Annotated in this window: 29 protein-coding genes and 1 pseudogene; all 30 read right to left on the bottom strand. The window is 36.9% G+C overall.

The window, feature by feature from the left end; genetic code table 11:
* Positions 1-75: 75 nt before the first annotated feature.
* Positions 76-1,056 (bottom strand): phage head morphogenesis protein, encoded by a 981-nt coding sequence (locus JV528_RS04885; protein WP_204177410.1) that lies wholly within the window; start codon positions 1,054-1,056, stop codon positions 76-78.
* Complete coding sequence (locus tag JV528_RS04880; protein WP_260018618.1) at positions 995-2,419, bottom strand: phage portal protein; 1,425 nt, start codon at positions 2,417-2,419, stop codon at positions 995-997. The genes JV528_RS04885 and JV528_RS04880 overlap by 62 nt, the downstream gene beginning before the upstream one ends.
* Entirely contained in the window at positions 2,420-3,685 is a 1,266-nt protein-coding gene (locus JV528_RS04875; RefSeq protein WP_204177408.1) for a PBSX family phage terminase large subunit, read from the bottom strand.
* A complete protein-coding gene (locus JV528_RS04870; RefSeq protein WP_193573595.1) occupies positions 3,669-4,049 on the bottom strand; it encodes a DNA-binding protein in 381 nt (126 codons plus the stop codon). Before JV528_RS04870 ends, JV528_RS04875 begins: the two co-directional genes overlap by 17 nt.
* Before the next feature lie 346 nt (positions 4,050-4,395).
* Positions 4,396-4,797, bottom strand: a complete 402-nt coding sequence (locus tag JV528_RS04865; RefSeq protein ID WP_000286968.1) for a hypothetical protein — start codon at positions 4,795-4,797, stop codon at positions 4,396-4,398.
* Positions 4,798-4,813: 16 nt separating this feature from the next.
* On the bottom strand, positions 4,814-4,960 hold the full coding sequence (locus tag JV528_RS04860; protein ID WP_000989998.1) for a hypothetical protein: 147 nt from the start codon (positions 4,958-4,960) through the stop codon (positions 4,814-4,816).
* Positions 4,961-5,326 (bottom strand): hypothetical protein, encoded by a 366-nt coding sequence (locus tag JV528_RS04855; protein WP_114305773.1) that lies wholly within the window; start codon positions 5,324-5,326, stop codon positions 4,961-4,963.
* Positions 5,327-5,500 carry a transcriptional activator RinB gene (rinB, locus tag JV528_RS04850; RefSeq protein ID WP_204177407.1) on the bottom strand — a complete coding sequence of 58 codons (174 nt, stop codon included), beginning with the start codon at positions 5,498-5,500 and terminating at the stop codon, positions 5,327-5,329.
* Positions 5,497-5,703, bottom strand: a complete 207-nt coding sequence (locus JV528_RS04845; protein ID WP_000195826.1) for a DUF1381 domain-containing protein — start codon at positions 5,701-5,703, stop codon at positions 5,497-5,499. The genes rinB and JV528_RS04845 overlap by 4 nt, the downstream gene beginning before the upstream one ends.
* A gap of 36 nt (positions 5,704-5,739) precedes the next feature.
* The gene (locus JV528_RS04840) at positions 5,740-6,249 is read right to left on the bottom strand and encodes a dUTP diphosphatase (RefSeq protein WP_204177402.1); all 510 of its coding nucleotides are present in this window, start codon (positions 6,247-6,249) and stop codon (positions 5,740-5,742) included.
* On the bottom strand, positions 6,242-6,490 hold the full coding sequence (higB, locus tag JV528_RS04835; protein ID WP_031889184.1) for a type II toxin-antitoxin system toxin HigB: 249 nt from the start codon (positions 6,488-6,490) through the stop codon (positions 6,242-6,244). The genes JV528_RS04840 and higB overlap by 8 nt, the downstream gene beginning before the upstream one ends.
* Entirely contained in the window at positions 6,483-6,746 is a 264-nt protein-coding gene (locus JV528_RS04830; RefSeq protein WP_204177400.1) for a hypothetical protein, read from the bottom strand. Before JV528_RS04830 ends, higB begins: the two co-directional genes overlap by 8 nt.
* Entirely contained in the window at positions 6,743-7,180 is a 438-nt protein-coding gene (locus JV528_RS04825; protein ID WP_086037655.1) for a YopX family protein, read from the bottom strand. The genes JV528_RS04830 and JV528_RS04825 overlap by 4 nt, the downstream gene beginning before the upstream one ends.
* Positions 7,177-7,587 (bottom strand): hypothetical protein, encoded by a 411-nt coding sequence (locus tag JV528_RS04820; protein ID WP_204177398.1) that lies wholly within the window; start codon positions 7,585-7,587, stop codon positions 7,177-7,179. Before JV528_RS04820 ends, JV528_RS04825 begins: the two co-directional genes overlap by 4 nt.
* Before the next feature lie 13 nt (positions 7,588-7,600).
* Positions 7,601-7,849, bottom strand: coding sequence for a phi PVL orf 51-like protein (locus JV528_RS04815; protein WP_000178882.1), 249 nt, complete (start codon positions 7,847-7,849; stop codon positions 7,601-7,603).
* 8 nt (positions 7,850-7,857) lie between these two features.
* Positions 7,858-8,058 carry a hypothetical protein gene (locus JV528_RS04810; RefSeq protein ID WP_000235326.1) on the bottom strand — a complete coding sequence of 67 codons (201 nt, stop codon included), beginning with the start codon at positions 8,056-8,058 and terminating at the stop codon, positions 7,858-7,860.
* 2 nt (positions 8,059-8,060) lie between these two features.
* Entirely contained in the window at positions 8,061-8,318 is a 258-nt protein-coding gene (locus tag JV528_RS04805) for a DUF3310 domain-containing protein (protein ID WP_000022733.1), read from the bottom strand.
* Positions 8,318-8,680: an SA1788 family PVL leukocidin-associated protein gene (locus JV528_RS04800; RefSeq protein WP_031775798.1), complete on the bottom strand. Its 363-nt coding sequence runs from the start codon at positions 8,678-8,680 to the stop codon at positions 8,318-8,320. The genes JV528_RS04805 and JV528_RS04800 overlap by 1 nt, the downstream gene beginning before the upstream one ends.
* Positions 8,681-8,949, bottom strand: a pseudogene (locus tag JV528_RS04795) (helix-turn-helix domain-containing protein).
* Positions 8,950-9,135, bottom strand: a complete 186-nt coding sequence (locus JV528_RS04790) for a DUF3113 family protein (protein ID WP_001187247.1) — start codon at positions 9,133-9,135, stop codon at positions 8,950-8,952.
* Positions 9,135-9,542: a RusA family crossover junction endodeoxyribonuclease gene (locus JV528_RS04785; RefSeq protein ID WP_204177397.1), complete on the bottom strand. Its 408-nt coding sequence runs from the start codon at positions 9,540-9,542 to the stop codon at positions 9,135-9,137. The genes JV528_RS04790 and JV528_RS04785 overlap by 1 nt, the downstream gene beginning before the upstream one ends.
* A 9-nt stretch (positions 9,543-9,551) precedes the next feature.
* Positions 9,552-9,773 carry a DUF3269 family protein gene (locus tag JV528_RS04780; RefSeq protein WP_001123681.1) on the bottom strand — a complete coding sequence of 74 codons (222 nt, stop codon included), beginning with the start codon at positions 9,771-9,773 and terminating at the stop codon, positions 9,552-9,554.
* Between the two features lie 2 nt (positions 9,774-9,775).
* Positions 9,776-9,991: a hypothetical protein gene (locus tag JV528_RS04775; protein WP_001024402.1), complete on the bottom strand. Its 216-nt coding sequence runs from the start codon at positions 9,989-9,991 to the stop codon at positions 9,776-9,778.
* Positions 9,988-11,226 (bottom strand): DnaB helicase C-terminal domain-containing protein, encoded by a 1,239-nt coding sequence (locus JV528_RS04770; protein WP_204177396.1) that lies wholly within the window; start codon positions 11,224-11,226, stop codon positions 9,988-9,990. Before JV528_RS04770 ends, JV528_RS04775 begins: the two co-directional genes overlap by 4 nt.
* Positions 11,223-11,579, bottom strand: a complete 357-nt coding sequence (locus JV528_RS04765; protein WP_073391010.1) for a hypothetical protein — start codon at positions 11,577-11,579, stop codon at positions 11,223-11,225. Before JV528_RS04765 ends, JV528_RS04770 begins: the two co-directional genes overlap by 4 nt.
* Positions 11,579-12,343, bottom strand: coding sequence for a DnaD domain protein (locus tag JV528_RS04760; protein ID WP_204177395.1), 765 nt, complete (start codon positions 12,341-12,343; stop codon positions 11,579-11,581). The genes JV528_RS04765 and JV528_RS04760 overlap by 1 nt, the downstream gene beginning before the upstream one ends.
* On the bottom strand, positions 12,336-13,010 hold the full coding sequence (locus JV528_RS04755) for a putative HNHc nuclease (RefSeq protein WP_204177387.1): 675 nt from the start codon (positions 13,008-13,010) through the stop codon (positions 12,336-12,338). The genes JV528_RS04760 and JV528_RS04755 overlap by 8 nt, the downstream gene beginning before the upstream one ends.
* Positions 13,011-13,023: 13 nt before the next feature.
* The gene (gene ssb, locus JV528_RS04750) at positions 13,024-13,449 is read right to left on the bottom strand and encodes a single-stranded DNA-binding protein (RefSeq protein ID WP_204177386.1); all 426 of its coding nucleotides are present in this window, start codon (positions 13,447-13,449) and stop codon (positions 13,024-13,026) included.
* On the bottom strand, positions 13,449-14,072 hold the full coding sequence (locus JV528_RS04745) for a Sak single strand annealing protein (protein ID WP_204177385.1): 624 nt from the start codon (positions 14,070-14,072) through the stop codon (positions 13,449-13,451). Before JV528_RS04745 ends, ssb begins: the two co-directional genes overlap by 1 nt.
* Positions 14,073-14,609: a host-nuclease inhibitor Gam family protein gene (locus tag JV528_RS04740; RefSeq protein WP_204177384.1), complete on the bottom strand. Its 537-nt coding sequence runs from the start codon at positions 14,607-14,609 to the stop codon at positions 14,073-14,075.
* Between the last annotated feature and the right edge of the window lie 5 nt (positions 14,610-14,614).

Genomic DNA, 14,614 nt, shown 5'->3' with positions numbered 1-14,614 from the left:
TTTTACGTGCAACGCCACGAAGAATTTTGGTATAAAAGGAAGCAGTTTAACGACATGCTAAGGTCGAGTAGTAAACTACTTTCTTTTACGTTTATATTTCTCCCACTCACGATAAGTCATTTGTGGTATTACTTCGGTTGTCCCGTCATCTTTACGTACTCTCGTTGTACTAGGCAAATCATCTTCATCAATGTAATACATAAGCTTACAACGACAGTTGATGTTTTCTTTTGCACTATTCACACCAACGAACAACTTAGGCGCTTGTCCAACGCAACCACTCGACTTGAACGGTTCGTCTATTTTCTTCTTAGCACCGTCTAGATGCCTGTGTGTGTCTCTTGTACGTGTATCTTTAGTAGCATGCCAATGCTTATACATCTGTAAGCCATTCTTTTGAGCTACTAATGCGCTATCAAGTCCAGCTTGTGACATCGCTCTACCCGCTTCTGTACGCGCTACACGCAACGATTGAGCTTTAGACATACCAATATCATCACGGATTGCTTTAGCTATCTTAGCGTAACCCTCTCCGCTCATAATGCCTTGTGTGATGTGTAAGCGTATCTTTTTCAATACTTCATCACGATGCTTCTGTAGCGTCGGTACTAAACGAATGAACTCGATAGGTTGTTCGATAGCTGATGTGATAACTTCTTTGCTTGGAACATCAAACTGCATAGATGTTTGACTTGCCGTCTCATATAAATAAAGGCTCATAAGGAACTTTTCTATATAAGCATCTTCCTGTGACTTCTGAATCATCTTAGCTACTTGCCTGTAGTCATCAGTCAACATTGTGCCTATACGAGTTAACTCCTTATTGAGCCTGTTATATTTATTGAATTCAGTCCATGTAACATGAACGTCGTCGCTTTGATACTTCTCAAACATATTCGCGATGATTTGCTTTATCTCTTTAAGTCGATTAGCAAATAATTGTTCTATCGGCTTCTCAGCTTTAGAGATTAGACTGTCGATATATTCATCAATATCATTCTGATTCTTTATCGTTAGATCTTTCTTGTTGTTGGGCACCGTCAGCACCTCCGTCATCTAAATTAGGCAGTTGCTTGTTGTACTCCATTTGCTCTTGTTCTATTCGTTCGAGTTCTGCTTTATAATCATCAACAAGCGGAGAACTCTTCACAAGTGTTTCTCTAGATAAATATTGAGATTGTGCAATGATTTGTGATTGTTCGGCATCATTCATCATTCTGTTAAAGTTAAACGATATCTCGATGTCTTTCACGTCCATATTTAAGTTATTAAAATCTATAATAAAGCTAATTAGCTCTTGTATCGCTACAGTTGCTTTGTTCTTAAGTTTATTCGCTTTCAAATCTAAGTTGCCATATAAGAATTTTAGTGCGATACCACTTGGAGCTGAGCCGAATTTATCAGTTTGGAAGTCAACACCTTGCCCAAATTCCATGATATAAGCTCTCATAAGGTCGATGTATTCTTTGGTACTCGAGACCGGCACCTCAACTTGTATAGTCTCTACTCCGCCGTCTCCATCAACATTGATAGCTTTATAATACTTAAGCCCACGCATGAATTCTTCTAAGTCTTGACCCTCATAACCTTTTAAGATATAGATGAGTTCAACTGATTCATCGAACATATTTTGTGCGTCAGATAATCTTTTGTCGATTGCATCGATTAATGATTTGTACATCCATATGTCTGACACTTCTTCAGGATTGTTCTTAAACGCTATAAACGGCACTCTGCCCCAATTACCATTACTGAAATGTGATTGAACATGATTAGCGCCGTAATAATAATCTGGTATTAATCCGCCGTTCTCTAGTACATAATAAGTAACAGTAGCATCAGTCCAAAACTCCACTTTTTCCTCGTTATTAAACTTGTAGTAACGAATGAAAGATTTTAATTCTTCCCTTTCTTTATCAACCCAAATCGGTATAGCTTGTTCAGCTGGAACACGGAATAGTTTCATTTCTCCGTTTTCATTAATGTAAACTTGTAGCCAGTCGATGCCCTTATTACTTGTTGCAGTCAAGATATCTATCAACTTATTATCCCAACGAGTATCTAGCACATCATGAATTACTTTTAAAACATCCTCGTCCTCGCATGAATATGTTACTGGTTTGCTAGCAACATAGCTGACTTTTTGGTCAACAAGGTTTTGATGAAAATTGGTAGTGATGCGCCAATCCGGCTTATCATAATCAATATTGCCGTGCACATCTACTTTTTTCATTTGCTTAATGATGTCGTTATCTTTGTCGTAATACCTTTGTCCTACTGTAATTTTATCTAATTGCTTTCTATGATCATCAATTAATCTAATAATCATTTCCTCTTGTGTTTCGAATTGCGGTTTTAACTGTTCGACGACTTCCTCGCCGTATGGTTTATCCCATGGCATACGAATAATGTTAAACACCTACCTCAATATACTTAGTTTGTTTTGCCTCATATCACGTTCTAGTGCGTATCTTGTTGCATCTATAGTGTGGTTGTCCTTGTCTTCTAATTTAGGCTTAACATTGCCGTCTTTGTCCGTCTCATAGTCTATGTTTTCGAACTCTCTAGCAATATTAGGTGTGCGTCTAGGGTCAATTACAATAGCATCTAAATCATCAAGCCATTGCTCCCCGAATTCCACGCTGTCAGCACCTTTTTTAACGCCTTTAATCTTCTTAATTCCGTGTTCTTGTTTCAATTCAGCGATTGATTTAGGTTCAGCACTATCAGCGAATACCTCATCACTTTGGTAACCTTTCTTTTTAAGCCAATTAGCAAACTCACGGTTACTTATCTGCACACCGTAATACTCGTCCATAGCATAAATAACACGTTTCTTTTTATCATAATGCCAACGTACAAAAGCTAATGGATCAGTAGCATAACCAAAATCGACTGCATTTCTAATGTTGTCGAATGTGTCGTATTGTCTTTGCGGTATTTCTTCTATTCTTAAATTATTAAACGGCACAACGCCACTCCCTATCGCTTCGCCCATATATTCCCATCGATAACGTTGTTCATTACGTTGTTTAGCACTCTCAGCCTCTTGTATAAACTGCTTAGATATAAACGGGTTATTCAAGTACGTAGAGTGGTGTACAAACGTGTTACCAGCTTGGAATGAGCTTTCATATTTTTTGTTAACCCACGATTGCTTACGTTTAGGTGGGTTGTAGCTGAAGAAGAATTTATAAAACAATCCCTCGTCTAACTCTCCACGTAGTAACGAGTTGGTAATCGTTGTAACTTCATCTTCTGTTTTGAACTCTGCCAACTCTTCAATCCACGAAATAGAAAAAGGAAACCTACTATCTTTCAACGACTTCAATCGCTCAGGGTTTTGTGCCCCTCTAAAGATAATACGGTTCCCTCTAGGTATATAAGTTATTTCCATTGGCGACACTTTTACTTTGAATAAGTGTGACACCTTTTGCTCTTCAATTGCCCATTTGATTTGCTCAAACACCGAAGTAGCTAGTGTGTTGTCTGTCTTACGTATAACAACCGCATTCATCGGATATCGCATAATAAGTTGTGTAATGATGATTGATATGTCAGATGACTTACCTGAGCCACGTCCGCCCTTTGCAACGATGTTAAGTACATCTTTGTCTTTCGTCGCTTTCCACAATGGGTAGAAATGTTTAGGTAGCAAGTCAGATAAGTTAATCGATATCGTCATTAAACGTCACCGCGCTCTGCATTGTTATTTCTTGTTTGTCGACAGGATTATAACCTGTACGATCTAAAATATCTTTAGAAGCTTGGAATCTCACAAGCTCACTCTTAGCGTTCAATAAATTAATCATTGTTTGTAGAGCTTTGGGTACTTGTTTTTGCAAATGCTCAGCTTGATACCCTTTAAACCCTTCTCTAAATTTATCGTTAGCTTTCCACCTCGATATAGTAGCGCGGTTCACGTCAATTTGCTCTGCGATATCCATATCTTTTGCGCCAGTGTCTGTCTTTATTTGTATATAAGCTTGTTGTTTCTTCGTTAATTCTAAATACGCGCCAAATGTTGCGTTATTTTGCATATTACTCATCGTATAATACCACCCACTTTATGTTAATTACTCTAGTTATTTAAATATAAAAAATGCCCCTACATCTTGTGCAGGAGCTACGTTCAATAAATATGAAAGGAGGGAAATAGTTATGACTCAAAATGCAAGAATTAAACTACCCACCATATAGGCAGGTAGTAAGTGATTAATAGCGTAACATATCATCTTTTATATGTTTGTCACTTCTCAATCACATCGATGAGAACATCTAATGTGGCTATTACCCCACGTCTTAAGATAATTCTTACAAATCAATTATATAAAATTAATTCACGGATTAAAAATAGTGTCATTTTCGTCATTTCCGTCATTTTTGTCATTTTCGTCACTGTAGTAGATAAATCTTTTCTGCTAACTCATCACGGCGTGCTAGGAAGTTGTTTCTGTTCAATTTAGAGTTAGGCATCTTCTTGATAATTGCATCCCTGTTATAACCTTTCTTCAATAACTCTAAGAAGCAAAAGTCAACGTGTCCTAATCTCTGTTGTGATTGATTTATAAACTCGACTTCTTTTAACATCTGCGCATACCTTTTATTTGCTCTCTCAAGCCTCACAACAACATCTTCAACTTTACTTGAGTTTTCCCCTTGTGGTTTCGGTAACGTTGCTTGTATGCCATACTGTGCGATTGAGTTGCTATCATATTCCGGTATTACATCAGCTAACACATTACACTTCATTTTATGTGTGCCTATCATATTAACGATTGACTCTTTGCTATACATCTATTCACAACCCCCGTTAATCTTCAAAATGTCTCAATCTACTTCTTAATATCTCTATCTCTCGCTCTTTAACTTTCACATCGCCTTTTAACTGTTCAGCTTGCAACATCACACCAAACAATAAGATGACTAGTAATATAATTGCTATGATCAACCACATCATCTATTCAACCACCTCTAAATTCGGTTTATATTTTAATACACGACCACGCATAAATTCAGCATCTATTTTAGCTGAAAATAAATTGTCATATGATTTAGCTTCAAAAACATTACTAGTTGTAATAAGCGTTGTCCTTTCCGCAAACGAAGATGTATATTTTTCTTGTAAATACACACCGTTTTTTAACTCAACGATATATTCGATTGGTCTGTTTTCTTTCTTATAATTTTCAAATAATTTTTCATTCTTTTTTATATCATGCTTTAATTCATCAATCTTTTCCCTCACTTCAATTTTGTCTATATACCTTACATAAAGCAATGTAATTAAAATAAAGATACCGATAGCAACTATTTCCCACATCATCTACTCCGACACCTCCGCCTTAATCAAATCTGACTGATCACTCAACTTTGCGAAATCACTCGGCGCCTCTACATCATCGTTAGCCGTCATCATAATATATACTTGCTCCGTTACATACTTACCTAACTCATACATCGTTAGTAAGAATAATAGTCTTAGTATTTCTTTAATCATTTCCCACACTCCCTTATATTTTCAAACAACTGACCTAATTTAATAACTGCATCTCTTTTAACTTGCGCCTCGTACTTCTCTTTTGCTTCTTCTTTACTCTCTGCCTCAACAACTGTAAACCTTTGATTGCTCTTAGCTCGAGTTATGTGTGTATGCTTACGCCCTGTTGAATCTTTGAATGTTGTGACTAAATATTGCGTCACTTCCCCAAAACCTCCTTGACTCGATCTAAGATGTCTTTACACTCCGCTACTTCCGAAGCCTTTTGCTCCACGTTCTGAAACACTTCCGAATTCCTCCACTTGCTTTAGTTCAGGTGTCCATATAGGCACGATAACCAATTGAGCTAGTTTGTCGCCTTCGTTGATTTGATAAGTTCCATATTGTCTTATGGCGTCACTCAAATCGATTTCTCCTTTAATATCAAAAACACCTGGTGTGATATAACCATTCGATGCAATAGCGTCATTCTTGATATTAATCCCTAAATTGCCGTGATATCCCGCATCTATCTTGCCAGTTTCAATCACTAAATGGGTTTTACTACTTACACCACTACGGCTAGTTAATAGCCCAACATAGCCCTCTGGTATACTCACAGCTACATCTGTTTTAATCACTGCCTTTTCTTGTGGCTCAAGTACAACAGTTTCAGCTGAGAATATGTCATAACCTGCATCCGTCTCATGATTTCGTTCGGGCATTCTAGCAGTTTCTGATAATAGTTTCACTTGTAATGTGTTAGTCATTTTCCTGCTCCTCCTCATATTTATAGACAACTTGACTCGTCATAATCCCTACTGCTTCATCAAGACCAATATCTTCTTTGAGTGCATCTTGCATAGCATTAGGTAAACCCTCAAGTATTTCATCAAACGCTTGCGCTTTCTTATACACGTCCTCAATCTCTTTTAACAATCCCTCTGTGTCATTGCCGTTATACGCACTAGCACTTATAACGGATTGTTCGATTTGTTCGCGGTTATTCATTAGTGTCATCCTCCATAAAAATTTTATTGTTTAATTCCATTCCAAATTTAACTCTTTCATCATCTTTGCCGAATTCGTTTATTAAATCTTTTTCAACGCTCTTGCAATACCTATCCCATGCGCTTGCTTTCTTCTCCAGCTCTTTGTTGCGTTCTCGTAACTTAGCTATATCCACGATAAGCTCATCACGTTGTTTTCTCATCTTCTTCAACCTAGCTTCCATTACGCTTAGCTGGAACCCTGTTTCATAGTTCATTTTGTTACCTCCAGTAACTCCGGATTTTCAAACTTATTGCCTAGGTATTCAATGGCTGGCATTTCACGAACTTCTTCAGCATCAAAAGCTCTCAATAGATGTACGTCGCCAATCATAGTGCCAATATGGTCGCGAGTGACTACGCCTGCAGCATCTAAATAAATGTATGTTTTATCCCGTTCGATGCCCCACAGTTTCGTTGATACGACTTTTAATATATCGCCCTCGTATAATTCTCTTCCCCACAGATTTATACCAATTGACTGCATAAGTTCTACATCTGCCATTTTCTCAGTCTTTATAAACTCCTTTATAACCTTGCCGTATTCATTTTCTTTAGTTGAATAACTAACTTCGCTATTGTGAAGATCCAACGCAACAACCTCACACATCTTTTTTGTTTCGGTGTCCCATACTCGATATTTAGGCATCATTTGACCAACTCCCCATCTTTCCAGATTAACGTCATGGTCAGGTCGTCATTTAAGATGTAGAATGCTTTGGTAGGAAAAATGTTGTCGTCTTCAAAACGTTCGTTCAAACTGATACCTTTGTGTAATGCGGATTTATAGACTCCTTCTTGAATCTCACATACCTCAAGCAACCTATCAAACTTAGTCTCTTCTGTGATTTCCTCTTCATATTCAACTTCGAAAGTGTCATCGGCTTTTATAAAATCTCTCATGAGGCATCTTCTTCCGTCGTAAAGATGGAAATACACACATGTTTCATATCTATTGCCTTGCGGATAAAATTTCTCTCCTCTTACTAATTCAGGGTTATCCCATGCCCACTTAATTAATTCATCTAGTCTCATTTCTTTTTTTACTTTGATTTTCATTTTTATATCTCCTCTAAAATAAAGTTAGTTGCTTCTGTTCCTCGTATTCCAAACCATGTTGCTTTATATATGTTTCAAGCTCTTCAGCTGTATCAAATGTCTTCTTCACACCTTGCCAACCTGGCACGATATGCCCATGAAAGTAATAAGTACCATTCACTACATGGATATGTGCCACTCGCTCGTTATCCTGATATAGATATCTCTTAGATCCGAAAAATTGGTTTAAGTATTCTTTACATGCGCTATCTGTCATGGTCATCACTCCTTTTAACAATTAGGCAGACCAAACGACATGCATTCGTCATATAGCTCTTCGTTCCTTATGCTTGTCTTATAGTTTTCAATCACATTGCTAACTTCTTTATGACTCATTGCTTTAACTTGTTCGTCTGTGTATTTTTCACAGTCTTCTAATTCCAGTTGCTCCTGTAATGACATCACATATTCAACTTGTTTTTGAGTTGCCATCGTTAACCCTCCCACAAGTCAAAAGCTCTTTGGACGTAAAACTTCGCCTTTGCTAAATCCTCATGACCATTCTTTAACGGTGCTCTAGACAAGTATTTGATTGCATTGCCTATTGCGAATGCTAGTTGTGGTGGGTACTGTGCCGTAACTTGTTCGATAAAATCTATAATTTCAATGTCGCCGTATGTGTAATGTGCAGGTTGCTTAACATTGTCTTGCGTTTCGTTCATATCTACTTTTCTGTTACTGATTATGCTCATTATGCTTCACTCCATTTCTTGAACATTTGGTTATAAGTGACATCGAACCAGTACGGATCACGTGAATGTTTCTGTGGCACATTAAACAAATGCGGTTTCTTTCTTCTTAGCTCCGCCTCTTTCTTTCGCTCTCTTTCCAATTTGCGTTCGAGTCTAGCTTGTTTAATCTTTTCCATTTGTTTCATTTCTCTGTATTCTTTTAGGTGCATACCATAGGGCGCATCTAAAGCTTCTGAAAATTCCCAACAACCTCTTACACGTTTAGAAACAATTCCAGCATTTATCCCTCGCTTTGACATTAATTCTCTTTCAAAATTATTAAATTTATATGGTTTGTTATTAATAATTACAACACTGCCCATTTATTCCACCTCTATACATTTACTGTTTTAATCCAATCCTCTAATTTGTGCGTGTTGTGATTTCTAGTAAATAGTTCACTTACATTAACACCTAGAGCATCTGCCAATTTATCTAATACATTTAAGTTAACCATCTCAGCTTTTCCGTTTTTATATCCACTAATAGTTGATCTTGATACGCCAGTTTCGTTGTGCAAATCTTGAATACTTACATTATCTCTAGCCATGATTACTCTTAAATTAGTTGCAAACACTTCGTTCAACTTCATTTATTCCACCTCTATATACGCATGTCTTATTGTTATGCTGTCATACTTTAGTAATTCATACGGATTGTCATCTAAGCGCTCTGCTAGCGCATCTTTTTCATCATCCACATCATCGAAATGCTGATATTCAACTTCTGTAGGTATCCTTATATCAATCGTTGCGTTTATATATGCTTGTTGTTGCATTAGATCACTTCCTCAACTCGCATGATTATTTTTGGTTCTAGTCCATAACGCTTTGAGCTAGTTATTTCTGTAATTTGGTTATCGTCTTTCCATACATGACCATTACAAGCATCTAATACTGTTTTAATTAAGTTATCGATATCCGGCTTAGTCACTTTATACTGTCCAACCATTTCACTTTTCTTTTTCTTCGACCACGATTTAAGCAATGGAAAGTAAAAGTCTAATTCGATTTTTAGTGCGCGCTCTAGATTTAACTTAGGTATTTGCCCTTGTATATACGCTTTATGCTTTGTGTAAGACGTAGGCATGTAAGTTTGGACAAATCTACCTGTTTTACGAAAGCGCGGACGAGGCGAGCCTATAGGTGCCTCAAACGTTTCGTTAAATTTAATTTCTATTTCCATGTGCCACCTCTAAATATCAAATATCGTTGCTTGCAAACCTAGCTCTTGCTCATATAGAAGCCCGTGAGCGCCTTTGAATCGTTTTAGGTCACTATCAGTCATAATTTTCTTTTCGTCGCTGAAATGGGCTCCTGAGAGCGAATAAACTTCATTTACGTTGTCTTTATACTTGATAACCTTAATATCTTCTGTGCCATCTTCTCGGTATAAGTAATATTTTTCTTTCGGCATTTTTAACACTCCTTAATGTGCGTTTTCTTCCAGTTGATTTCATTCATAATTTTCTCTTCAACTCTGTCGTAATCATCGAAAGGCGATAACTCGTTATTGTCCAACAATCTATTGACCGCCCAACCAGTCTCGATATATACATTTGCTACAATCGGGTCGTTTTGCTTTGTCTCTTCATACATCGATTTCAATAAGCTTTTGAATTGCATGATGTTCATGTGAAAAACCTCTGAGTCTTCTTGTAATACTCAAATTCAATTACTCCGGTTTCGCCGTCTTTGTTTTTAGCTATGTTACACTCCACAATCGATTTGCCGGTTGTATCATCTTCGTCACGGTTATAGTAATCATCACGGTAAAGTAGCATTGCCAAACTTGCATCGGCTTCTATTCCGCCCGATTCCTTCATGTCCGATAGCATTGGTCGTTTATCCTGTCTAGACTCGACACCACGATTCAGTTGTGAAAGTAGTACGATGATTGCGCCTGTCTCATTAGCGATTATCTTTAAGTCACGTGATATCTTTTCTACTGCTACGCGTCTATCAACTTTCGCATCCGTATCCATCAGTTGAAGGTAATCTATAAAAATAACTTGTTGCCCGTCTGAATGCCTCATTGCTTGTGCTCGCACATCTTGAGGTGTGATATTACTTTTATCAGAAATATCAATACCTAATTTCATGATTTTATCCATCGCATTCGTTAACTTTGTTAAGTCATCCGGCGTTAAGTTCCTGATTTCTTTTATCTTTGTTAACTCAATACCAGTAATTGTTGATAACATACGTTTCAATACCGATGTGCCGGTTGTTTCGAGACTAAAGAAAGATGTTTTGTATCCATTTTGTGCTATGTTCAGCATCATGTTTAATGCAAAACCTGTCTTACCCACTGAGGGACGCGCTGCGATGACGATTAATTGTGATGGTTCTAATCCCCCTATTTTGTAATCCATGAGCTTATAACCCGTCTTAATTTGCTTCTTAGGGCTATCGCTGTATAACTCTTCGACAAACTCCTCAACAAACTTCTTGGTTCCATCTTCTTTTTTGTTAGTAATCGTTTTTAAATCCTTGAGTTCATCAATCAAGTTGTTAAAGTTTTGATTCGTAGGTTGTTGTTTGAACTCAGTTACCAATTCGTTAGCTTTGTTGAGTTGATAACTTTCCAATAATTCTTGTTGATATCGTTCAAAGAAGCCGTATCCAATGAAATCGGAGTTGTAAAGTTTAGTTATAGTATCTGCATCTAAAAATTCTTTATCTTTAGTTGCTTTTAAATAAATTTCTTGATGGTCTATCTTTCCGGCGTCCATTACATAATTGAAAAAGGTTTTAAACTTTTCGTTCGTAAACATGTAATCTTTAACTCTTATCTTTTCTAGTACGTCCGGTTGTTTAAGTAGCGTAGCGATTATTGTGCTTTCAATTTCAAATTGTCCGTAATTCATTCGTTATCGCCCCCAAATTCTGCCAACTTATTCATGAAGTTATCTAGCGCTATCTTTCTTTGTCTGACATATTCGGGGTCATTCTGCATTTTCCATTGGTGTGTAGCGGTTTCGTTGTCTACCGGCTCGATAGATACTTTTTTAGGTTCCTTACGCATGATTGCTGGTAGGTTAGGCGGGTACGGGTTGTTACTGTTGATATATCCATCTACCGCTTTTACAGTTGGTTGATAATCTCCGTTTTGACTCAATACGTCAATCCACGTTTCTAACTTTGGTTTATCAAAATCAATGTTATAGACGTACCTAACCTTTTTAATAATTTCTAATGCTTGAGTTTTGCTCATCGGCATTAGCCATCACTCAATTCTTTTTCCATTTGTGCAATGACATCATCAGTAGTTTCTTTTTTAGAGTTACGAGGTTTCAATTTGTTTTCAGCACTTTCTTTATCTGAAACGCCTTCTTTATTCCAGTTCTTTAATACAGTTATTAAGTAATTAAGTCCTTTATTGTTTTCTTTACAGTAATCGGTAGCGACTTTTACTATTTCGAACTGATCTTGTTTAAATGATTTAATTTCGTGTTCTAACTGTTCTGCTTTTAAAGGGTTTTGTATAATTTCTAAATTGGTACTAATATACTTAAATGACTTTGAGACGTCGTCTGTCTCTCTATGTTTGTTAGTCTCTGTAGTAATCTCTGTTAAGGATTCTTGAGTTTCTTCACTATCCATTCTTGAGTTTCTTAAGTTTCCATTCTTAAGTTTCTTAAGAATCCATTCTGAAACTTCTTTAGTATCGACTTTATAATGTAAAGTGGGTGCGCCGTTCGCTTTTTTCAAAGCGGTTTCAACGAATCCAAATGATTTTAATTTATTAGTAGCACGTCTTACTTGATATTCAGTCAGATGTAATTCTTCGAACCATTCAACATATGATTTGTAAAAATAACCATCCTTCCTATTAGTTCTATCTGACCAATAAATCATCTGATTTAACAATGCTGCACTTGGATAATCTTCAGTAATCTTCAAGTAAATCACAGGTATAGGTATGACGTTGTTTTGTCCACTAAATTGCGAAATAATGGATGATATATAATCTCTGTTATTCATTTTTCTCTCCTTTCAACATTTCGTTGAGCCTCTCATCAACTTTTATCCACGAGTCATGCAAGTGGTATTTATCATCAAACGACTTGACGCCAATCGCATGTTGCTCGTTGTGATGTTCGCGACATAACGCTAATACATGTTTGTCGTAGTGATTCATCTTGTTTCTGTTCATACCTCTACCTACTGCTTCGTAATGTGCTAGGTCAGCGTGAGGCTTTCCGCATATTACACAGTTGCGGTTAACAGTTGACCAGTATAAGAATGATTTATCTTGTTTCAGCAAGTCGCTTGTTTTGTAGCTAAGTGGTATGTCATTGTAGAACGTCCAGTCAAGCGTTGCTTCAATGATTTGACTTGCTTGTGTTCTCGTACAATTACTTAGTGAAATACGTTCATCATAGCCGTAGTAAGTCCTTACATACTCGATGAACATATGTCGCATATAGTCCATTGGTTGACCTGTATATTCTTCTATGTCTTTGACAAGCGCGAATATTTTTCGTCGTTGCTTGCCGGTAATTTGAAACGGATCTATGACGCTTACATCGACTTCCACATCAAATCCGTTATCAAGTAGTAATGTTTCTTTATTGCCTAATTCAACACCCGAGATGACAACTGTTGTTGTGCCGTCGTCTTGAGTGATATAACTAGTAATTTTTGGCATTTAATCATTCCAATCAGAACGGGAGGTCTGAAAAATCTTCTTCAGTATTGTCAAACGGATTATTACCAGTTTGAGTTTGTCCTTGTTGTTGATAATTGTCATTTTGTTGTTGGTTGCTATTCTTCGGTTCTAAGAATTGAACACTGTCACATACAACTTCGGTAACGAATACACGACGACCTTCTTGATTTTCATAACTACGTGATTGTAGGCGTCCGTCAACACCAGCTAATGATCCTTTTGATAAATAGTTATTCACGTTATCTGCTTGTTTTCTAAAAGTTACACAATTAATAAAATCTGCCTCACGTTCTCCTTGTGCGTTTGTGAATGTTCTATTGACTGCAAGAGTGAAAGTAGCTACACTTACACCGTTTGGCGTTGTTCTGAATTCTGGGTCTTTTGTTAATCGTCCTACTAATACTGTTCTGTTTAACATTATTGTTTCTCCTCACTATCTAATTGTTTTAATCCCGCATCTAATTTTTGGTGTGCTTCTGCGATTTGTTTTTGACTCAATTTATTAATGTTAGAGATTTTTAGCCATCTCATCGTTTTATCGATAGTTGCATCTCGTCCCTTTTCTTGAGATAAACTCACAAACTGATTGATACGCTCTTCTAATTCTGTAATATCGTTGTCGCTTGCACTTGGCAGTTCCTCTCCGTTGTAAATATATAAACCTAAACCATGCAAAGCCGAAGCTTTAACGAAACATCGTTTTTGCGCTTTGTTGATATCGAAAGTTGTCGCATTACCTTTAGCAAGCGATTTATTTCTAAAGTCTAATACCGGAAGCCATTCAGTTTCTGTACTATCTTTCACAGTCACAGATACCTGTACAAAGTAGCCTTCTGGTGTAGCCAAATAAGGTACAAAATAGTTTTCTGTGCTAATATCCGGATGCGGAAACTCGTGCACTTTTACTGTGTAGTTAGGGTCAATCTTTTTCAGCTCTTGATGTGCATATGACCATGCTAGATAAGTTAATCCGTTTTTTTGTTCTGTATGATCATTCACGTTTTTACTGTTCAACTGTTCAAATAATGTTTGTTCAGTCATCTATTCTCCCACCTTTACCGTGTATGACGTTGGTTTTTCAACGATGCTAGCACCCTCTAAAACTTCGCCGTTTGCGTCAATCAAAGTGCCGTTTTCAGTTACGTTGAAATCTTTCTTAATGTCTGATTGGCTAAGTTTTTTAGTTACTTTTACATAGTTGTCAAAACCTCGTTGCTCAAGTTGTTTAATGACTTCTTGCTCATTGCTAACTTGAATGACTTTTGAACCTTTTCTGGCTGTTACTTTTCCGTAAGGTGTGTTTAATTTGAATTTGCTATCTTGTTCTTTTTGTATTCTGAAATATTCAACCACAAGGCTTTGTAAATACTCTTTGCCACTTTGTAATTTTTCTACTTCTTTATCTTTCCATTCGTTTATGCGTTCAATTTCTTTATTTGCTAACTCGTTGATTTCGTTCTCTTTAGTTGTGATTGCATCCAGTTTCTTAAAAACCCAGTTAGCACTGTCTAGATCAGTTACTTTGAAACGGTCGTCTTGTTCAAATGTTTCTAGTTCTCTCTCTTGTAATTCATTCACTTTTC

The organism is Staphylococcus sp. GDB20D11A, assembly GCF_016893255.1.
Lineage (GTDB): Bacteria > Bacillota > Bacilli > Staphylococcales > Staphylococcaceae > Staphylococcus > Staphylococcus aureus.
Note: the sequence above shows the minus strand (reverse complement) of the source record. Positions and strands in the feature narration are given on the sequence as shown.